19 protein-coding genes are annotated in these 19,371 nt (G+C 45.7%); 10 read left to right on the top strand and 9 right to left on the bottom strand.

What is annotated here, in order from left to right:
• Window positions 1-14 precede the first annotated feature (14 nt).
• From thiB to mpl, 3 genes are all read right to left on the bottom strand, one after another.
• Complete coding sequence (gene thiB, locus MHO32_RS01030; RefSeq protein ID WP_050937100.1) at window positions 15-1,007, bottom strand: thiamine ABC transporter substrate binding subunit; 993 nt, start codon at window positions 1,005-1,007, stop codon at window positions 15-17.
• 251 nt (window positions 1,008-1,258) lie between these two features.
• A complete protein-coding gene (locus MHO32_RS01025) occupies window positions 1,259-1,897 on the bottom strand; it encodes a flavin prenyltransferase UbiX (protein WP_005450501.1) in 639 nt (212 codons plus the stop codon).
• Window positions 1,897-3,255 (bottom strand): UDP-N-acetylmuramate:L-alanyl-gamma-D-glutamyl-meso-diaminopimelate ligase, encoded by a 1,359-nt coding sequence (gene mpl / locus MHO32_RS01020; RefSeq protein ID WP_239210526.1) that lies wholly within the window; start codon window positions 3,253-3,255, stop codon window positions 1,897-1,899. Before mpl ends, MHO32_RS01025 begins: the two co-directional genes overlap by 1 nt.
• A 314-nt stretch (window positions 3,256-3,569) precedes the next feature.
• Between mpl and fbp the strand changes: the two genes are divergently transcribed.
• Complete coding sequence (fbp, locus tag MHO32_RS01015) at window positions 3,570-4,586, top strand: class 1 fructose-bisphosphatase (RefSeq protein ID WP_005450509.1); 1,017 nt, start codon at window positions 3,570-3,572, stop codon at window positions 4,584-4,586.
• Window positions 4,587-4,711: 125 nt separating this feature from the next.
• Complete coding sequence (gene ppa, locus MHO32_RS01010; RefSeq protein WP_009698861.1) at window positions 4,712-5,242, top strand: inorganic diphosphatase; 531 nt, start codon at window positions 4,712-4,714, stop codon at window positions 5,240-5,242.
• A gap of 63 nt (window positions 5,243-5,305) precedes the next feature.
• Here the strand turns inward: ppa and MHO32_RS01005 are convergent, their stop codons facing one another.
• The 4 genes from MHO32_RS01005 to tamA form a co-directional block, all read right to left on the bottom strand.
• A complete protein-coding gene (locus MHO32_RS01005; RefSeq protein WP_005450511.1) occupies window positions 5,306-5,665 on the bottom strand; it encodes a DUF2799 domain-containing protein in 360 nt (119 codons plus the stop codon).
• A 123-nt stretch (window positions 5,666-5,788) separates the two neighbouring features.
• The gene (locus MHO32_RS01000; protein ID WP_005450512.1) at window positions 5,789-6,136 is read right to left on the bottom strand and encodes a gamma-glutamylcyclotransferase family protein; all 348 of its coding nucleotides are present in this window, start codon (window positions 6,134-6,136) and stop codon (window positions 5,789-5,791) included.
• A gap of 28 nt (window positions 6,137-6,164) precedes the next feature.
• Complete coding sequence (tamB, locus tag MHO32_RS00995) at window positions 6,165-10,079, bottom strand: autotransporter assembly complex protein TamB (protein WP_239210525.1); 3,915 nt, start codon at window positions 10,077-10,079, stop codon at window positions 6,165-6,167.
• Window positions 10,076-11,788 carry an autotransporter assembly complex protein TamA gene (gene tamA / locus MHO32_RS00990; RefSeq protein ID WP_009698863.1) on the bottom strand — a complete coding sequence of 571 codons (1,713 nt, stop codon included), beginning with the start codon at window positions 11,786-11,788 and terminating at the stop codon, window positions 10,076-10,078. Before tamA ends, tamB begins: the two co-directional genes overlap by 4 nt.
• Window positions 11,789-11,954: 166 nt before the next feature.
• On the opposite strand from tamA, the gene msrA reads away from it, so the two are divergent.
• A complete protein-coding gene (gene msrA, locus MHO32_RS00985) occupies window positions 11,955-12,593 on the top strand; it encodes a peptide-methionine (S)-S-oxide reductase MsrA (RefSeq protein WP_017817246.1) in 639 nt (212 codons plus the stop codon).
• 48 nt (window positions 12,594-12,641) lie between these two features.
• On the opposite strand, the gene MHO32_RS00980 is transcribed toward msrA, so the two are convergent.
• Complete coding sequence (locus tag MHO32_RS00980; protein WP_005450516.1) at window positions 12,642-12,842, bottom strand: DUF1107 domain-containing protein; 201 nt, start codon at window positions 12,840-12,842, stop codon at window positions 12,642-12,644.
• Window positions 12,843-13,057: 215 nt separating this feature from the next.
• On the opposite strand from MHO32_RS00980, the gene MHO32_RS00975 reads away from it, so the two are divergent.
• The 7 genes from MHO32_RS00975 (at window position 13,058) to MHO32_RS00945 (ending at window position 18,655) form a co-directional block, all read left to right on the top strand.
• Entirely contained in the window at window positions 13,058-13,609 is a 552-nt protein-coding gene (locus tag MHO32_RS00975) for a YtfJ family protein (RefSeq protein WP_005450518.1), read from the top strand.
• A gap of 205 nt (window positions 13,610-13,814) precedes the next feature.
• Window positions 13,815-14,114: a DUF2607 family protein gene (locus MHO32_RS00970; protein ID WP_005450520.1), complete on the top strand. Its 300-nt coding sequence runs from the start codon at window positions 13,815-13,817 to the stop codon at window positions 14,112-14,114.
• A gap of 94 nt (window positions 14,115-14,208) precedes the next feature.
• Window positions 14,209-14,892 (top strand): zinc uptake protein ZrgA, encoded by a 684-nt coding sequence (gene zrgA / locus MHO32_RS00965; protein WP_239210524.1) that lies wholly within the window; start codon window positions 14,209-14,211, stop codon window positions 14,890-14,892.
• Between the two features lie 52 nt (window positions 14,893-14,944).
• The gene (locus tag MHO32_RS00960; RefSeq protein WP_009698868.1) at window positions 14,945-15,673 is read left to right on the top strand and encodes an ABC transporter ATP-binding protein; all 729 of its coding nucleotides are present in this window, start codon (window positions 14,945-14,947) and stop codon (window positions 15,671-15,673) included.
• Window positions 15,670-16,929, top strand: a complete 1,260-nt coding sequence (locus tag MHO32_RS00955; protein ID WP_005450526.1) for an ABC transporter permease — start codon at window positions 15,670-15,672, stop codon at window positions 16,927-16,929. Before MHO32_RS00960 ends, MHO32_RS00955 begins: the two co-directional genes overlap by 4 nt.
• Before the next feature lie 5 nt (window positions 16,930-16,934).
• Window positions 16,935-17,429 (top strand): DUF3299 domain-containing protein, encoded by a 495-nt coding sequence (locus tag MHO32_RS00950; protein WP_005450528.1) that lies wholly within the window; start codon window positions 16,935-16,937, stop codon window positions 17,427-17,429.
• 320 nt (window positions 17,430-17,749) lie between these two features.
• The gene (locus tag MHO32_RS00945) at window positions 17,750-18,655 is read left to right on the top strand and encodes a TIGR03899 family protein (RefSeq protein WP_009698869.1); all 906 of its coding nucleotides are present in this window, start codon (window positions 17,750-17,752) and stop codon (window positions 18,653-18,655) included.
• Between the two features lie 90 nt (window positions 18,656-18,745).
• Here MHO32_RS00945 and cysC read toward each other — a convergent pair whose 3' ends face one another.
• A complete protein-coding gene (cysC, locus tag MHO32_RS00940; RefSeq protein ID WP_005450533.1) occupies window positions 18,746-19,363 on the bottom strand; it encodes an adenylyl-sulfate kinase in 618 nt (205 codons plus the stop codon).
• Window positions 19,364-19,371 lie beyond the last annotated feature (8 nt).

The following is a 19,371-nucleotide window of genomic DNA, read 5'->3' as shown; positions in this document are numbered from 1 at the left end:
AAGTAGAACCTATCTTAGAACGTCAATGCGCTTTGCCATTCACGAATCCAAGTCTTGCGCATTTTTGCTACTTCGTCTGCACTGAAGCTCAATGGTTTACTTGGTACGCTTAAGGTTTCAAAGCCTTTTGGTAATTCAACGTCAGTCACTGGGTACATCCAGTTGCCTGTTGGCATTGCCGATTGGAACTCATCACTCAAGATGAAATTCATAAACTCATCAGCAAGTTCCGCATTCTTTGAGCCTTTAACCTTAGCCGCTACTTCTACTTGCATGTAGTGACCTTCAGAAAAATCTGCGCTCGCATATTTCGCATCATCTTCTGCAATCAAATGGTACGCGGGAGAAGTCGTGTAAGACAGCACGAGATCGGACTCACCGTTCAAAAACATCGAGTAAGCTTCTGACCAGCCTTTCGTAACCGTAACTGTTTTCGTTGCCAGTTGCTTCCACGCTTGAGTCGCATCATCGCCGTAGATGGACTTCATCCACAGCATCAAACCTTGACCCGGCGTCGAAGTACGAGGGTCTTGGTAAATCACTTTCAGATCATCACGCTCTTCCACTAGCTCTTTCATGCTTTTTGGAGGATTCGCCAACTTATCCTTGTTGTACACAAACGCAAAGTAGCCGTAATCGTACGGTACGAAGGTCTTATCATCCCAACCATTAGGCAAGGTCGTCTTCGATGTATCAACATTGTGCTCAGCCAGAAGCCCAGTCTTTTTCGCTTCCGCCATCAGGTTGTTATCCAAACCTAACACGATATCCGCTTTGCTATTGTTTCCTTCCAAGCGAAGGCGGTTAAGGATTGAAACACCGTCATCCAGAGCAACGAAATTAACGTCGCAACCGCATTTGGCTTCGAACGCTTTTTCAACTTTAGGACCAGGTCCCCAATCGGCAGCGAAAGAGTCGTAAGTGTAGACAGTTAGGGTGTTTTCAGCGGCAAACGCTGAAGTAGAAGTGATGGCTGCAAGGGCAATCAGACTAAGAGTGGTTTTCACTGCTCGCTCTCCATTTGCATTAGTAAACATGAGTTGAGCGGCACAGGGTTGAGGCGGTATCTAGGACTTCCAATATCCAGACTCAATTCCTACGCCAGCATTATCTGGTTCAGGTAATACGGGTCCCTGTTTGCTCAACAACGTTAAGCGATTAGGTCTCAGCACCCAATGGTATTGATAAGGTCAATGCCAAATGGGTTTGCTCCCCGATGAGTTGGATGGATTGTAAAGGTCTTTTATTGATTACACAATCAACGTTGGTCATAACCCCAACGTGGCACCAAGCCTTGCTCAATGCCCAAGTGATCAAGAATTCTCGCCACCATAAAATCCACTAAGTCTTCAATACTCTTTGGTTGATGATAAAAACCAGGAGCCGCAGGCATAATGGTGACGCCCATCTGAGAGAGCTTGTGCATGTTTTCAAGATGCAGCGTAGAGAAAGGCGTTTCACGCACCACAAGTAATAACTGTCCGCGCTCTTTCATTACCACATCCGCAGCGCGTTCAATCAAGTTATCCGACATGCCATGTGCAATGGCCGCAACACTCCCCGCAGAACATGGGCACACTACCATTTGCTTTGGTGCAGCAGAGCCCGATGCTACCGGAGAGAACCAATCGTCTTTGCCACAAACGGTGATGTTATCTGGATTGCAGTTGAGATGCTCAACTAACGCCTTTTGTGCCGCTTCAGGGCCGCTTGGTAATTTCAGATCATGCTCGGTTGCCATTACTACACGTGCAGCCGAAGAGATCAGCACATACACGTGGTAATCTGCGGCAACTAGGCATTCAAGAAGACGAAGCCCATATGGAGCACCAGAGGCGCCCGTTAGTGCCAATGTGATGGCTTTTTTAGGGGTTACTTTTTGCTGCATAGATGTCATTAAGCTTTATGTTTAAGTTGTTGCAGAAGCTTGCCGTGGATACCACCAAAGCCACCGTTACTCATCACGAGGATTTGGTCACCCGGCTGCGCTTGCTCTACGATTTTTGCGACAAAGCTGTCCATATCTGCATCCACAAAAGCAGGTTGTTTACACTGGTCTGCAATCTCTTGTACCGACCAATCAATGTTGTCTGGTTGGAAGAGGAACACCTCATCAGCATTGTGCAATGAAGCCGCCAAAGTATTTTTGTGAACGCCGCGCTTCATCGTCGCAGAGCGAGGCTCTAAAACGGCAAGGATACGTTTTTCGCCAACCTTGTTACGTAAACCGCCCAATGTCAGTTCAATCGCCGTTGGATGATGAGCAAAATCATCATAAACCGTCACGCCTTGCTCTTCTCCTTTGAGCTCCAAGCGACGTTTGGTGTTAATAAAGCGACCGAGAGCCTGACAAGCCAGTTCTGGTGCCACACCGACATGACGTGCAGCTGCGATGGCCATCAAAGCGTTATCCACGTTGTGGTCACCAACAAGCTCCCAATCTACGACGCCTACTTTCTCGCCTTGCAGCGACACTTCAAATTTCGAGCCATCAACAACCAGTTTGTGTGCTTGCCAACCACCATCGACACCTGAGAACTGCTTTTCAGTCCAACAACCGCGCTCGATCACATCTTGCAACGACTGATCTTGCTTCGGTGCCAAGATCAAACCGTTCCCCGGAACAGTACGCACCAAATGATGGAATTGACGCTTTATCGCCTCTAGATCGTCAAAGATGTCTGCATGATCGAACTCAAGATTATTCATGATCAGTGTGCGTGGGTGATAATGAACAAACTTAGATCGTTTGTCGAAAAAAGCACTGTCATATTCGTCAGCTTCGACGACGAAGAACATACTTTCACCCAAGCGAGCTGACACACCGAAGTTACCTAACACACCACCAACAAGAAAACCTGGTTGGTAACCGCAATCTTCTAAGATCCACGCCAACATACTTGAAGTGGTGGTTTTACCATGGGTACCCGATACCGCTAGAACCCAGCGATCGTGCAATAAGAACTCTTGTAACCATTGTGGGCCAGAGGTGTAACGCATATTGGTATTCAGCACATGCTCAACACATGGGTTACCACGGCTCATCGCGTTACCAATCACCACAAGATCTGGTTGAGGGTCAAGTTGAGAAGGGTCAAAGCCTTCAATAATTTCAATACCTTGAGACTCCAACAGGGTACTCATTGGTGGATAAACATTGGCATCCGAACCCGTCACTTTATGACCTAGCTGACGCGCTAAAATTGCCGCACCGCCCATAAACGTGCCGCAGATACCCAAGATATGAATGTGCATAAACTTAACCTTGTAATGCGTTCTTTAATCCTTTCATTATCGTGATAACCACCAGAAAAGCGAGAGCCTTTCGCTGTGTTCTTGCAGTCTCTTTCACAAATCTGACAGGGCTTAGCACTGACTGACCAAGCATTAACCAAGTGACAGACTTCTTATGCAATAAGACAAATAAATTGAGATCTCAGTCGGTTACTTCATTACCATTAATAAGATCCACGTCATAAACTTACATCTAGCGCAATCGTTTAACATCCATAAAGAGATGACCCCATTGCGCGACACCCCCAACGAAATGAAAAATGTAAGGATAAACCATGTCAGGACTGCGCACCCTAGGCGAATTCATTGTTGAGAAACAAGCGGATTTCCCCCACGCTAGCGGTGATCTTTCATCTCTCTTAGCTTCCATTCGTTTAGCTGCAAAAATTGTTAACCGTGAAATTAACGCGGCAGGTCTTGGTGATATCACCGGCGCTGTAGGTACGGAAAACGTACAAGGCGAAGATCAGCAAAAGCTTGATGTATACGCGAACGACAAGTTCAAAGCAGCACTCGAAGCACGTGACCAAGTGTGTGGCGTTGCAAGTGAAGAAGAAGATGAAGCGGTTGCGTTCAACAAAGAACTCAACCAAAACGCAAAATACGTTGTACTAATGGACCCACTCGATGGCTCATCAAACATCGATGTGAACGTATCAGTCGGTACGATTTTCTCTATTTACCGTCGAGTTTCTCCTATTGGTACCCCACCAACAGAAGAAGACTTCCTACAGCCTGGTCACAAACAAGTGGCAGCGGGCTACGTGATTTACGGCTCATCTACTATGTTGGTTTACACCACAGGTAATGGCGTAAACGGCTTCACTTACGACCCATCGATTGGCAGCTTCTGTCTATCTCATGAAAACATGATGATCCCAGAAGACGGCAACATCTACTCGATCAACGAAGGTAACTACATCCGCTTCCCGCAGGGCGTGAAGAAGTACATCAAGTACTGTCAGGAGAATGTGCCTGAAGATGGTCGCCCATACACTTCTCGCTACATCGGCTCACTGGTTGCGGACTTCCATCGTAACCTGCTTAAAGGCGGCATTTACTTGTACCCAAGCACGCAAAGCCACCCTCAAGGCAAACTGCGTCTGTTGTACGAGTGCAACCCAATGGCATTCTTGATTGAGCAAGCTGGCGGTCTGGCATCTGACGGTGTAAACCGCATTATGGATTTGAAACCTACCGAACTGCACCAGCGTGTGCCTTTCTTTGTGGGTTCAAAGAACATGGTCAACAAAGTCGAAGAGTTTCTTGAGCTGAATCGCGAAGAAGACTAATTTCAGACCTTTGTCCAACGCGGCAGGTGTTTACCTGCCGCGTTTTTGTCGTTAAAGTGAACTGCGTAAATGTTAGCCAGATTAAGCCTTTCAACGCTTAATCCTCAATGAAAAGGAATATTCAAATGAGCTTAAACAACGTACCAGCAGGTAAATCTTTGCCTGAAGATATCTATGTCGTTATTGAAATCCCAGCTAATGCGGATCCAATCAAATACGAAGTAGATAAAGACACTGGTGCTGTATTTGTCGACCGTTTCATGTCTGCGCCAATGTTCTACCCATGTAACTACGGCTATGTGAACAACACCCTTTCTCTAGATGGCGACCCAGTGGACGTACTGGTTCCGACCCCTTACCCATTAATGCCAGGTTCTGTGATTCGCTGCCGTCCAGTCGGTGTATTGAAGATGACGGATGAATCCGGTGAAGATGCGAAAGTCTTCGCTGTACCGCACTCTAAAATCTCAAAAGAGTACGAAGGCATTCAAGATGTTGACGATATTCCAGAGCTACTCAAAGCCCAAATCACACAGTTTTTTGAACGTTACAAAGAGCTTGAAGCAGGTAAGTGGGTGAAAGTGGATGGTTGGGCAGATGTGGCTGCCGCAAAAGCAGAAATCCTAGAATCTTACGAGCGTGCGCAAAACAAGTAATTGCGAACGCCAGAAAGCAAAAGAGCTGCAAATTAGCAGCTCTTTTCTGTTATATCGTTTTGACTAATACTCGCCAGCGGTAGAAGTTCGACCCGATTCATAATTTTGTTTGAAAAACGGGTCAATATCATCACAAATGCCAAAGTAAGGCATATCTCGTACGCCAAGCATATAAGCACTTTGCTCACAGTACTCTTTTTTACCTTCTTGGTAACCAGATTGATAAGCCATGATCAGTTCCGGTGTAGCACGATTTGTATCATCAAGCTTGACGATACGGTCTTCCGATAATTCAATCAGACCATCGAGAGCAGATTGCTTACCGAAGTCCTGCCAATCTGTTACGTTCACTGAATCTGGTAACCTTGTTTGCGCACAAGCGGTGAGAAAAAGCAGCATGGCGCCGATGATGATGGATCTCATAAGTTCTCCTTGGGCTTATACAAAAGACCGTCGGAAACTCACTTTCATACCCCTTTATCGAGTACTCATTCGACAGTCATACACTTTCACTACAAATGCTTACGCGTACTCGCGGAGTATGGTTCACACTCTCTGACACCAATCACCAGATGCAATCTCTTCACTCAACTGCTCAGTGTCTTGATACAAGTAGATCCAAGCTTGCCCAAAAGGTGTAGTAATGCTTTCTCGACGATACTCAACCGGTACGTCTTCTAACTTATCAAGTTCCTGCAGCGTGTCATTATCAATCAAATAAACTTCGCCCTGTATCGCATTTTGTCCGACCGACAAAGCCGGGTAAGGACCTAAATCATACAGAGCGAATTGGGCATCTGTTTCATGATGACCAAGAAACTCAGCAGTGCTTAAAAAGTGATGATTGCACTCTCCTTTGCGCAAAGTTCCATACACAAACACTAAATGTTGCATAGCCGCTCCTTCTGCTTACAAGCTAAGTTTAGTTGAATTCGAATTGATAGAGCAGGTCAACAGCACTATCAACACCTGAAACTGCCTCTAGGTACAAGTCTTTCATCAAACGATAACGCACTGTGAACTCACCTAATGAGGTAAAGATACCCACACCATATTTCACCTGTAAACCAGGAAGAATATAGCCGCTCACCGTTACTTGAGAATCGTCACCTGAGCCTGCTGTATCCAGTTGCAGATCTTGTACGCCAAAGGCTTCACCGATTTCGCCTACGACTTTACCGCTCTTCGCTAAACTCAAGCCAATAAGGGTCGTTGTCATCGCATTACCGCCCGATTCTGCATCGATATCTTGACCTCGCAACAGGTAAGAAAGTGCATTCGCTTGCGGCATTGCCGGATCAGAGAAGATTTCCACCGTAGGATCACTTGCAGGACCAGTCACACGTACACCCGCTGTCACATCATCTTGCGTGTTGTCCGGATTACGAATCGCTTTGATCGAGACATAAGGCTGATCCGCTGGTCCATTCATCATGATCTTACCTTCTTGGATGACCAAGTCTTGCCCAAATGAGCGATAAGAACCGTCAATGATGTTCACCTCACCGACAATAAACGGACCTTTGTCTTTTTGCGTCACGTTGAGGTTACCTTGCAAGTCACCTTTTAGACCAAACGCAGACAACTGGAAATCATCGCCGATTTTGATGTTAATGTTGGTTTCAACGTTAAACGGCAACGCTTGCTCACCATCAACAGGCTGCATGTCTTTGTTCAAAATAACTGTGTCGCTTGAAACACCAACCGCACTTGGTGGCAGTTCATCAATTAAGATACGTCCCCAAGGTAGATTAATACTGCCTTCGACCTTGGCAAGTTGAGGCGTCACATCAATAGTCATATCCGGTTTGACTTTGATTCTCACCATCGGTGGCATATCCACTTTAAGCTCTTCAGCGAACACACGAGCCTTAGTGTGCCAATTTTCTAGGTCACGCCAATCAGCATCGCCTTTAATCTCTAGCTTGCCATCTGGCGTAATGATCCCAGCATCTAAATCAGCTTGATGACCTTTAAAGTTAATCGCCACTTGTCCTGAATTGATATCAATTGGCGTGACTTCACCTTGCAGTTTCATTTGATCAATCAAGAACTGACCATTCACCTTTGGATGCATTACATCACCAGATAGAGCAAGGTCAGTGTTCATGTTGGCTTTAAACAGGCTGTATTCGCCAATCAAGGGCGCTAAGAAGTCCAAGTGGAATGTCGATAGCGACACCTTACCGTCAATCGTCGGCTTCTCGGACGACACATCATTCAGGGCGACTTTACCAGACAAATCACCGTTATCCGTTACATCAAGCAACCACTCAGCATCTAGCTTATCTTGTGCCAACTTGGCTTTAAAACTCACACTTTCCCAACCGACTTTCACTGGTTGTTCTAGCGTTTGTTCTACCTGACCTTTTGGCATATCGACATTCACCGTGACTTCCGGTTTCATGTCTGGCGCCCATTTCGCGAAAGCATTCGCGTTCACAGAACCTTGCAGTTTGGTTTCTGGCGGTAAGAATTGTTTGATTTGGTCGAAGTCAAAGTTAGTAATGGCTAACTTCGCTTCACCGCTTTTACCAACGCTGATGTCTTCACTTAAACACACGCTTGATTTCGACTGTAACCAACAGTGTGCTTGCACATCAGCAATCTGCTTGTCGATGTTCACTTTGACTGCCGTCGACTTTTGCAATGCCCATGGACCTTGAGGCGTGCTCAGCGTTAAGCGGCGTAGTGCACCATCCCAAATCATTTCTGGCTTTTGCTTAAAGGTGCCTTCGATCTCTAAACTGCTCGAAACAATGTCTGAAACCACGTCGAGTGTCAGTTGGTGTAGCTTTTCATCGCCACTCACTTCCAAATCTGCACTGTCAATTTTAATGTCGTCGTAGGTGATGTTCTTCGCAATTAGGCTAACATCGGCTTTTGGCGCAGGCAGTGGTGTAACATCCCCTTTTAGAGTGATGGTTTCCACCTTGGCTTGCTGCTGCCAATTCAGCTGGTTCAGCGCGAGATCTAAATTAATGTCCGGCTGTTTCAAACTGCCGCGAAGAGCAACCGTACCATTCATCTTACCAGCAAGATCCGGTACGCTTTTCGCAAAATCAGGGAAATTAACATCAACATCCATCAAGATTTGTTTGTCGATTTTACCCTTTGCTCGCAAAGAGTTGGGACCATGTGACAAAGCTAAACCTTGCGTGTTCAATTGAATATCTTCACCTTTACCGTTCTTATCTGAGGCTTCTAATTGACCTTCGATATGCAAAGGGTAGCCACGTAAAATACCGTCAATATCCAATTTAGGTAGACTCACTTGCCAGCCACCTTGTGCGGTTAATGACCCCGACGTCGACAAGCTGCCACTGATATCGCCTTCCGCTTCTTCCCACTGTAAGCCCGGTTGAATATTTTTTAAGTTCAGATCGGCTTGCCAGTTGATAGGTGCAGCCCAATTCGCCATGACTTTACCTGCAAGCTCACCACCCAGCGTTTTGACAACTAAGCTGCCTAAGTCAATCTGTTCTAAAGTACCTTTTCCGTTTAACACCACATCAACTGCTGGAATATCTTTACCAGACGCCTTAGTTTCCAAGGCAACCGTGTAACCTTGTAAAGAGCCTTTCGCTGCAAGACTCGGGACCGATACTTGGTAATCACTCTTACCACTCAATGGCCATTGCGCCTCAACATCTTTCAATTTGATATCAAACGGCAACTCAGACTTAAGAGGTTGAATTTGCCCCTGAATCTTGGCTTTCACCAAATCAGATAACGTGGCATCCAGTGATAAATCACCAACCGAGCCAGATGCCGTCAGTGACAATTTCTGACCTTTTACATCCGCTTGTTTAACCAATGCGTCAATTTGGGCTTGAATTGGGTAGTCACCTGATAATGTCACTTGAGTGCTTAACTGCCCTTTCACTTCTGGCATGTCAAGCTCAAGGGTTTTGACATCAACTTGGTCACCACCCGCTTTGGCTTCTAACCCTAAATGATGAACGATAACCGGTGTGTCGCCAGCCAACTTAAAGTCATGAATATCGAGGCGCTGTGCTTCAATAGTGAGCGGAATCCAGACTTCAGGTAGAGCGATACCATTTGATTCAGGCTTAACATCTAACTTCTGTTCATCAGGCTTTGAACCTTTGTTAGCAGCAACATTTTCTGCACCTTGCTGCGATGGCTTTTTAGACGCGTCTGAATTGACCGATGTTGACGACTGGACTTCCGCGTCTTGCTCAACTTGAGCTTGATGGTTCGTTTTAGTGTCTTGAACTGGCGGCTGTTCCACACCCTCTTCACTTGGTGCAAGTGCCACATTAATGGTTTTCAATGCCGTAGGGGCAATCACCAAACGATCACCTTGCATTGATAATGCGGTTGAAAAATCTTGCCAATCAATCTTATTCCCCAAGATATTCAGATTGATATCATTAAAGCTGACTTTATTGACAAAAATAGGCACTGGCGTACTGATAGAGCGCAATGGTGGCGTGTCTTCTTCAGGCTCGTCAGATGCCGGAGGGAGCTCTGGCATCTGAAAGTTCACCCCTTGCAGTGCCAACTCATCGACACACACTTTCGGATCGAAGAAGCAACGGAAGTTGATAGCAAGCGTTACGCTTTCAACCTTAGCATCGACATGTAAGGATTCATCGACAAAGCTGACGTTACGTAAAGCAAAACGCGGAAAAAGCGAACCTTGAACTTCTTCCACTTTGAGTTGCGGTAAGGCTTTCTCTGCCCCCCACAGCGCAAGTTTTAAACCCGGATGGGTGAAAAGTAATGTGCCAACAAAAACCGTCAGCAGCAATAATAGACTCAGCAGACCGATTGAGAGCCATTTCGTCCACTTCAGAGTTGTTTTGATCATAGTTCAGGCCCCAACGAGAAGTGAATGCGGAATTCTGGATCAGGCTCGGAGTCGAGCCCCCAAGCAAAGTCAAAGCTCACCGGACCAACCGGTGACGCCCAGCGGATACCAACACCCGCACCAGCCTTCCATTCTGGGGTTTCATTAAATGCATCACCAATATCGTAGAAAGCAGCGCCCCACCAGTTGCCGTAGACACGGTATTGATATTCAAGGGTGCTGGTCACCATATACTTAGCACCCGTCAATGCACCACTGGCATCTTTCGGTGAGATAGACTCATAGCCATAACCACGAATGTTGTTATCACCACCAGCAAAGAAACGTAGTGATGGCGATAGTTTTTCAAATTCATCCGTAATGTTGGCACCGCCCTCTAAACGGAACAAACCACGGTGGTTTTGGCCAATACCGCGAATCCAAGATGTGCGCCCTAACAAGCGCAGTACTCGTGTTTCTGACAGCAAAGCAGTATCGCCATATTCAACGGTCACACTCTGCTTATCCCCCCACATTGGCATATTGCCACCACGGGTTCGGGTTCGAGAAAAAGAAGCACCAGGCAAGACAAATTGCACACCATCTTCTTGCAAACCTTGCGAGAAGTTTTCGTACAGGTGGCGAACATACAAAGTCTTATGCCAGCCACCGTCGGTGATCCAGTGGCGTTCTACCGCAAGATTCGATTCCAAACTTTCGGTATCTCGGTTATCAAGATGCTTGAGACCAAACTGCAATTGGTAGTATTCGTGTAGAACGTCATCAAGAGGGATTTTGTAGCCTGCTGTGATAGTTTGTTCAGGCTTGGAAAGAGAAAGAGCAGTATCAAAACTATGACCACGTGCGCTTACCCACGGTTTTTTCCATTTCAGCGTACCGCGAACACCCGTATCGGTCGAATAACCAATACCAGTCTCAAGTTGGTTTTTCGCTGCAGGGGCAAGTGAGACTTTGATTGGCAGCTCGCGACCATCGTCTAGCTTACTTAAATCTGGCTCAACAAATACTGACGAAAACCAATCGGTATTAGACAGGTTTTGGTTGTATTCCCCAACTTCTGAAACCAAATAAGGTTCACCAGTTTTAAATGGACGCAGAGACTCAACACGGTCTTCCCAAATCTGACTTCCAAAAATCTCCACCGAACCAAAGTGATAACGGATACCACTGTCATAATGAAGACGCACATTCGCTTCGTTAAGTTCGGGAACCACCTCAAGACGGCTTAAAGTGAAATCTCCATTAAAGTAACCACGTTGCAACGCTAAGTTACGAATACTTGATTTCAAGCTGTCGTATTCACCTTGATTTAAGATGCGTCCTACCTTTAATGGTGATTTTTCAAGAAGCTTAACGAATGCTTCGTCTTGGTTTGCCTCACCTGAAATCACCACATCCATCAGTTTCACCCTTACAGGCTCACCCGGTTGGACATTGACGATCAATTCATCATTATCTTTCGTAATAGTGTATGAAATTTTCGCATGATAATAGCCGAGCGCATTGAGCGCTTCAGTGATACTTTGTTCCAATCGCGCCTGAAAACGCAGAGACGTGGAATAATCGTCTTCAGGAATGGAAGACAAATAAGCGTTCACATTATCTTCTAGCGCACCATCGATCCCTTTAATTTTTAAGGAAACATCGGCATAAGCGCTATGAGAAAAGGCAAGTAGGCTGACAATGATCGGAGTAGCTTTTCTTATCATGCTTTTTAGCTGGACGAGGTTAAATAAACGTAAACAATAATAACGCCAAATAAAGGCTAAGTCTGTAATATTAATAGGTTTAACGCGGTCTATGTCATCACAACATCATATTCAGACTGAATAGATTTTTTCGCAAAATTAAGACACGTATTAAAGGACAAATACCATGCTCAACAAACAGACAATGATCAGTATAGAAGATGCACTGCCCGGTAGAGAGGCATCAATGCAGATCGACGACACTCATTTTGTCAATCAATCGAGTTTAACGGCGCAGCCACAAGCTAACCAGCAACAGATTTTGTTTGGCATGGGATGCTTTTGGGGAGCTGAACGCCTGTTTTGGCAACTCGATGGCGTGATCTCAACATCGGTCGGTTACGCTGGCGGTTATACTCCAAATCCAACTTACGAAGAAGTCTGCTCTGGAAAAACCGGACACACAGAAGTTGTTCGTGTCGTATTCGATGAAGCGGTAATTTCTGTAGAGCAGTTACTTGCGGCATTCTGGGAAAAACACGACCCAACTCAAGGTATGCGTCAAGGCAACGATTTGGGTACTCAATACCGCTCAGCGATCTACACCTATTCTCAAGAACAACAAGATGCCGCTGAAAAATCAAAAGCTCAATATCAGCAAGCACTGCAAGAAGATCAACGTTCAGCAATCACTACAGAGATCCAAGCAGCAGGTCCTTATTACTTTGCTGAAACTTACCACCAGCAATACCTAGCGAAGAACCCTAACGGTTATTGTGGTTTAGGCGGTACGGGCGTGTGCTTCCCACCAAGCCTACAAAGTTAACCACAACGAAAAAGAGCGACAAAAGTCGCTCTTTTACAATTCTTGTCATCAAACTGGAAGAGATAAAATCGCTTGGTTTACTTCTCTAAATACAGAGAGTTGCTTGGGATTTTTGACATCAGGTAATAGCACTTTTCCGTTGTCAAAACGGAACTCACCAATACCTGCAATTGAGAATTGACCTTTGAATAAAGTCTTAACGAAACGCGCCACCTGACGTGGACGGTACACAGCAAACTCACGTAGCATAACCAACCTCAACATCCTTTTGAGAAAACACCGATTGCTCTTTCCTTGGCAACCTTTATGCGCAATTTGCGACGAACTTCATTCTATCAAATTCCAACGTGAACGCAACATTATTAGATGGCATACGTTAAATAATTGTTATGTCGGGTTCTACATTTTTATGCACCGTACGTATATACTTGGTGAGTCTCACAACCTATATGGAACATAACAACATGAAAACTAAGACTCTCCTCCCTCTTCTACTCGCTCTTGCTCCGGGTCTGGCTCTGGCTCATAACCTATCTGTTGGTGAGAGTGTACCCGCAGCAAAAGTCGATGCTTATGGTGAAATCGTACTGCAAGGCGAAGGTGTCGCTTACCAGCCTTGGGCAACTCAAAACATGCTGGGTAAAGTTCGTGTCATTCATGCAATTGCAGGACGCAGCAGCTCAAAAGCGATGAACGCACCACTAATGACAGCGCTAACTGAAGCGAAATTCCCAGAAGACGCTTACCAAACGACTACCATCATTAACCAAGATGATGCTGTTTGGGGAACAGGTTCATTTGTAAAATCATCGGCGCAAGACAGCAAACAAGAATTCCCTTGGTCTTCAATGGTGCTGGATGAAAACGGTGTTGTGGCAAACACATGGGCACTGCAAGAAGAAAGCTCAGCAATCGTAGTCCAAGATAAGCAAGGTAAGATTTTGTTTGTAAAAGAGGGCGCATTAACCCCTGACGAAATCACTCAAGTGCTTGGCTTAATCAAACAGAATATTTAGATCTGTTGATATATACCCAAGTAACCTCGAGATGCTTGGGTATACAGCTCTCCGCTCATTACACACTTTAAGCAAAGAGCCCCCTATTTTCCTGAGCGTAAGCTCTTATTTCACCTAGATAATTTACCCAAAACGAACAAAAGAGTGAACTTTTAACGAAAATGGGTGTTATATTATAACACTAGGTATCGTTTCAGGTTTTAAGATGCATTCTCGTTGGCAAGTCACCACACATCATTGGCGTCGCACTGTCATATTACTCAGTGTTGCGCTGCTGCTTACCTGGAACTTTGCAACCATCGCGCATCAACTTGATCTCATCCCAGAACATCATAGCCATCATCATTGCCAGCTGTTTGCTGGTGCACAACATGGTTTGGTCAAGCAGTTACCGGAGATAATCCCTCCAACCTACCAGCGCGCCGCACACTCTGATGTCATAGAACGACAGTTCAGCCTTAGCGACGTGCGTTATACTGCGCGTGCACCTCCTATTTTTGCTTAAACTTAAGAAGTCCCCTTATAAGAAATTAAGGTTGCTAGTCGCACGATTTGAACTGCAACCACATCAGAAAATTAAGCAAAATTAGGATAAGAAAATGCCATCTAAACACGCTCTAGCTCTTGTTATCGGTCTATCACTAACCGCTACTGCTAACGCTGAAGAATACCGTCAACATGAAGCACACGTGCACGGTCACGTAGAATTCAATATTGCTCAAGACGGTAAAGACCTACTGATCGAAATCACGTCTCCAGGTGCTGACGTAGTGGGCTTTGAGCACGCACCAGAAAACGCAGAACAAGAAAATGCACTGAATAATGCTATTGCTGCTCTAAAAGACACGAACAAACTGTTTGCTATCAACCAGCAAGCAAAGTGTGTAATTGAAGATGTACATGTAGCTCACACGCTAGGAGAAGAGTCACACGAAGGTCATGATCACCACGACCACGACCACGACCACGACCACGAAGGGCATGATCACGATAAACATGACCATGACAAGCATAAAGACCATGATCATGATGAGCATGATGACCACCACGATCATGACGGTCATGAGCATCACGAAGGTCATGACCATGAACACGGTGGTCATGGTGAATTCACCGTAGAGTACCGCTACCACTGTGATTCAGTTGCAGACCTAAACAGCATCGATACGACTTGGTTTAAGCAATTCCCAGCAACGGAATCTATCAGTGTGAACCTGTTCACTGACACCACTCAGTCTGCGACTAACCTAAGCAAAGACAACGCAAAGATCGCAATTAAATAACTCATATGGCGTGTAAGTACCCACTTACACGCCATTGCTTTGGTGATTTACTATGACTGAAACCACGTCAAACGTTGTTGAGCTATCTAACGCCCAGTTTGTCTGGCCCGGCTCAGAAAACGCGACCATTAACATCCCGCAACTTCACATTGCTCAAGGCGAGCATGTCTTTATCAAAGGTCCTAGCGGCTGTGGTAAATCGACTCTGCTTGCTTTGTTAACTGGCATCAACACACTCACATCTGGCTCACTGTCGGTATTGGACACTGATATCGCCAGCCTAAGAGCAAGCCAAAGAGACAAATTTCGCGCCGATCACATTGGCTATATCTTCCAACAATTCAATTTGTTGCCTTACCTAAATGTGATTGAGAATGTCTTAATTCCATGCCAATTCAGCAGAATTCGCCGCGACCGCGTTGCTCCAAATGCTTCTACGGCATCACTGGAGCAACAAGCAACGACGTTATTGGAGCGCTTACGTTTACCAAAAGCACTGCATGACAAGCCAGTATCAGAACTCAGCATTGGTCAGCAACAACGTGTCGCAGCCGCACGCGCTTTGATCGGTCAGCCTGAATTGGTGATTGCCGATGAACCGACATCTGCATTGGATCATGACAACCGTAAGGCTTTCATTGAACTATTAATGGAACAAGCCAACCTTGCTAACGCGACACTGGTTTTTGTCAGCCATGACCCGACGCTAGAGTCCTTGTTTGACCGAACACTCAATCTGCCTGAAATCAATCAAGCGCAAACCCTAGGAGCCGCATCATGAGTGCAGTTGTAAAGCTCGCTTGGAAAAGCCTGATGAACCGCAAGGCGACTGCTATTCTCACCATCATGACAGTCGCAATTTCTGTTGTTCTACTATTGGGTGTAGAACGCATTCGAACCCAAGCAAAAGACAGCTTCGCTAACACCATTTCTGGTACAGACTTAATTGTCGGTGGTCGTTCAGGGCAAGTGAACCTATTGTTGTACTCGGTATTCAGAATTGGTAATGCCACAAACAACATTGACTGGAAGAGCTACCAAGAGTTTGCTAACCACCGCGCCGTAGATTGGGCGATTCCAATCTCGCTGGGTGATTCACACAAAGGCTTTCGAGTCATGGGGACCAACCACAGCTACTTCGAACATTATAAGTACGGAAGTAAGCAACCACTAACCTTCTCTGAAGGTAGAGAATTCAATGGCTTATTTGAAACCGTACTTGGCTCTGATGTTGCGAAACAACTTGGCTATAAGATTGGTAGCGAGATCATCATTGCTCATGGCATCAGTGATGTCGGCTTCAGTCGACACGATAACTTGCCATTTAAAGTGGTGGGGATTCTTGCGCCTACTGGCACTCCGGTGGACAAAACTGTCCATGTTTCTCTAGAAGCGATTGAAGCGATTCACGTCGGTTGGGAAAGCGGAGCTCGCTTAGGTCCGACACCAAGTGCGGCTGAGCTCAAAGCCAGAGACTTCCAACCTAAACAGATCACTGCCATGTTGGTTGGCTTGAAATCACGCATTCAGACTTTTGCTCTGCAAAGACAAATTAATACTTACCCGAAAGAGCCGCTTAGCGCCATCATGCCGGGCGTCGCTCTGCATGAATTATGGGGCATGATGTCGGTTGCAGAACAAGCACTGATGGCAGTCTCAGGCTTCGTAGTCGTTGCAGGTTTATTGGGTATGTTGAGTAGCTTGCTGACCAGCTTACAAGAACGCCGCCGTGAAATGGCAATTCTGCGTGCGATGGGGGCAAGACCTAAACACGTCTTCTCATTACTGATCAGTGAAGCGAGTTTACTGACGTTTGCAGGCATCATTACTGGTGTTGCGGGCTTGTATTCCATTCTTGCCCTCTTGCAACCAATAATCCAACAAAGTTATGGTATACACCTAACCTTAACGGCACTGTCGCCGTATGAATGGATGTTGCTTGGCTTTGTACAGTGTGCAGGTATTGTGATTGGCTTCATCCCAGCATTCCGCGCTTACCGACAATCGCTCAGTGATGGAATGACAATTAGGATTTAGTAAAAATGTGGAAAAAGATACTCGCTAGCTGTTTGCTACTAATTTCCTTCACTGCGCCAGTAATGGCAAGTGATGAACCATTAACGCTCGATTGGATTGATCTTGTGCCAGAGAATGAGCGCAAGATGTTCGACAGTGTTGGCATGCCAGCCACTGACCACAATGGTGGTGCGGCACTTCAATCTAAGATTGGTAATGTTCGCCCTGAGCTTAACGGCAGCAAAGTGAAAATCCCGGGCTTTGTCATCCCATTAGAAGGTGATGCGAATACGGTGACGGAATTCCTACTGGTGCCATATTTTGGCGCTTGTATCCATGTTCCGCCACCACCACCAAATCAGATCATCTATGTAAAATTCCCGAAAGGAGCCCCAGTGCAGGAGCTTTGGGATGTCATTTATGTGGTGGGAACGTTAAAAACCGAGACCATTGAACATGAGTTGGCAGAAACTGCCTACGTGATTGAAGGCTCATCAATCGAACCCTACGATGACATGTAATGTCTGCTTGATTAAATAAATACACTAGGCGTCGGTTCGGCGCCTTTTTTATGCCTGCTGTTTATACGATGTAACGAGATAAATACGCTAACACGCCAACATACAAAACCAAAAGTAGCGCTATCGACAGGTGTTTTCTCAGTTTGCTTGCGTCTGAATATTTCATCACCCCTCCAAAATAACGATAACAATTTTAACAACTCATTATCATTTTGAATAGTCCTTATTCTGTCAAAATCCGGACATGCCTCTCTGGTCGAGAAAACAGGAAAGGTGTAAATTTAAGCAAGCGCTAATCGCCAGTCTTGGTAGGAAATAAAATGGCAGAACCAACAAAGCAACCTGTTGTTATCGAACACGAACCCACACAACAAAAACATACTCATCATGAAAAGAAGTCTGGCTACATTAAAGACAGTGCAAGCCGTGTTCAAAGCATTGCCCAAATCTACGGGTTAGACGCATTGTTGCAAAGTGATCCTCCAGCTAAAACCGCACTAGAACGCGCTCAATTGCGTGAACAACGCCGCCAAGAGCAAAGACAAAAGAACTTAGAGCAGATCCTAAAACTGGCGCACAGCTCATGTCGAGATGAGACCGCAGGTGAACCTGACCAAGACTGGTTGTATCGTTTTTTCGATATGGCTCAGGACATCCACAACAGCTCAATGCAAAAGTTGTGGGCACAAGTCATGAAGCGCGAAGTGACCAACCCCGGCTCAACATCGATGAAAGCGCTTAAAGTCCTTAAAGATATGTCGCCGAGAGAAGCACAGACTCTGCAACGGGCAGCCACACTGGCATGCAGCTTCGGTGGAGATACCAGTCGCAAACTGCTGATTGGCTACAAAGCGCATGGCGGGATGTTCAGCTTTGGCAAACGCGATACCACTAGCAATCTTAATATGGGCAGCTTCCAGCTTCCTTATTCAAGCTTGTTAGTGTTGATTGAATTGGGACTGCTGCACAGCACTGAATTAGAGTCCGGAGAAATTGGCATTGAAACGCCTTTGATGCTCACCTATCAAGGTAAAAACTTATCACTGCAGGTAAATACGAAAGGCGTGCGCCTGTTGTACTACCGCTTTACCCCAACAGGTAATGAGTTGTGTAAACTGCTCGGAAATAAACCTAACAACCAGTATTACGATCAGATGTTAGCGCTTTTAAATCAGAGATTTAGCGTTCATAGTGAAGCAAAACCTACGGTGAATCACACCGTTTAGTACAGCAAAAAGAGCTTTTGGTCACCTATGATCCAAAAGCTCTTTTATCTGCTCAATGACTTTTTGGCTACCTATGATCCAAATGCTTTTTTATCGGATCACTCCACGTTGTTTAAGGTCAATTAAACACAACTCCACCAGCTCTTCGACACTCTTTTCGCCCGCAGGCAAATCAATTTCTGGGTTTGCTGGTGCTTGGTATTCTGAGTCAATACCGGTGAAATTTGGGATTTCACCTGCGCGTGCTTTTTTGTACAAGCCTTTTGGATCGCGACCTTCACATACTTCTAGAGACGCATTGACGAACACTTCAATAAACTCACCCTCAGGCAGTAGATCACGCACCAATTGACGCTCAGCGCGGTGAGGAGAAATAAACGCTGACAAAACAATCAACCCCGCATCTGCCATCAGTTTTGCTAACTCACCAATACGGCGAATGTTCTCGCGACGGTCTTGCTCAGAAAAGCCTAAATCGCTGCACAAGCCATGGCGCACATTGTCGCCATCGAGCAAATAAGTGTGATAACCCAATTCGGCTAAGCGATTTTCCAATGCGCCTGCCACCGTTGATTTACCTGCACCTGATAGCCCAGTAAACCAAAGTACCGCAGGCTTCTGCTTTTTTAATCCAGCACGAAACTGTTTATCAACCGAGTGCTGATGCCAAACGATGTTTTCATCTTTTACCGGAGTTTCGGCAGTCATAACGTATC

Source organism: Vibrio sp. MMH1-50 (genome assembly GCF_022347645.1).
Lineage (GTDB): Bacteria > Pseudomonadota > Gammaproteobacteria > Enterobacterales > Vibrionaceae > Vibrio > Vibrio harveyi.
The sequence above is the reverse complement of the archived record's forward strand: the minus strand, read 5'-3'. Positions and strand labels throughout refer to the sequence as shown.

Bases quoted from the DNA above. Each gene is read 5' to 3' on its own strand.
- MHO32_RS00955 (WP_005450526.1), top strand. From the start codon at position 15,670: ATGAGTGCAGTTGTAAAGCTCGCTTGGAAAAGCCTGATGAACCGCAAG.
- MHO32_RS00975 (WP_005450518.1), top strand. From the start codon at position 13,058: ATGAAAACTAAGACTCTCCTCCCTCTTCTACTCGCTCTTGCTCCGGGT.
- MHO32_RS00945 (WP_009698869.1), top strand. From the start codon at position 17,750: ATGGCAGAACCAACAAAGCAACCTGTTGTTATCGAACACGAACCCACA.
- tamB (WP_239210525.1), bottom strand. From the start codon at position 10,079: ATGATCAAAACAACTCTGAAGTGGACGAAATGGCTCTCAATCGGTCTG.
- zrgA (WP_239210524.1), top strand. From the start codon at position 14,209: ATGCCATCTAAACACGCTCTAGCTCTTGTTATCGGTCTATCACTAACC.
- MHO32_RS00950 (WP_005450528.1), top strand. From the start codon at position 16,935: ATGTGGAAAAAGATACTCGCTAGCTGTTTGCTACTAATTTCCTTCACT.
- msrA (WP_017817246.1), top strand. From the start codon at position 11,955: ATGCTCAACAAACAGACAATGATCAGTATAGAAGATGCACTGCCCGGT.
- MHO32_RS01005 (WP_005450511.1), bottom strand. From the start codon at position 5,665: ATGAGATCCATCATCATCGGCGCCATGCTGCTTTTTCTCACCGCTTGT.
- MHO32_RS00970 (WP_005450520.1), top strand. From the start codon at position 13,815: ATGCATTCTCGTTGGCAAGTCACCACACATCATTGGCGTCGCACTGTC.
- fbp (WP_005450509.1), top strand. From the start codon at position 3,570: ATGTCAGGACTGCGCACCCTAGGCGAATTCATTGTTGAGAAACAAGCG.
- cysC (WP_005450533.1), bottom strand. From the start codon at position 19,363: ATGACTGCCGAAACTCCGGTAAAAGATGAAAACATCGTTTGGCATCAG.
- MHO32_RS00980 (WP_005450516.1), bottom strand. From the start codon at position 12,842: ATGCTACGTGAGTTTGCTGTGTACCGTCCACGTCAGGTGGCGCGTTTC.
- MHO32_RS00960 (WP_009698868.1), top strand. From the start codon at position 14,945: ATGACTGAAACCACGTCAAACGTTGTTGAGCTATCTAACGCCCAGTTT.
- ppa (WP_009698861.1), top strand. From the start codon at position 4,712: ATGAGCTTAAACAACGTACCAGCAGGTAAATCTTTGCCTGAAGATATC.
- tamA (WP_009698863.1), bottom strand. From the start codon at position 11,788: ATGATAAGAAAAGCTACTCCGATCATTGTCAGCCTACTTGCCTTTTCT.
- MHO32_RS01025 (WP_005450501.1), bottom strand. From the start codon at position 1,897: ATGACATCTATGCAGCAAAAAGTAACCCCTAAAAAAGCCATCACATTG.
- mpl (WP_239210526.1), bottom strand. From the start codon at position 3,255: ATGCACATTCATATCTTGGGTATCTGCGGCACGTTTATGGGCGGTGCG.
- MHO32_RS01000 (WP_005450512.1), bottom strand. From the start codon at position 6,136: ATGCAACATTTAGTGTTTGTGTATGGAACTTTGCGCAAAGGAGAGTGC.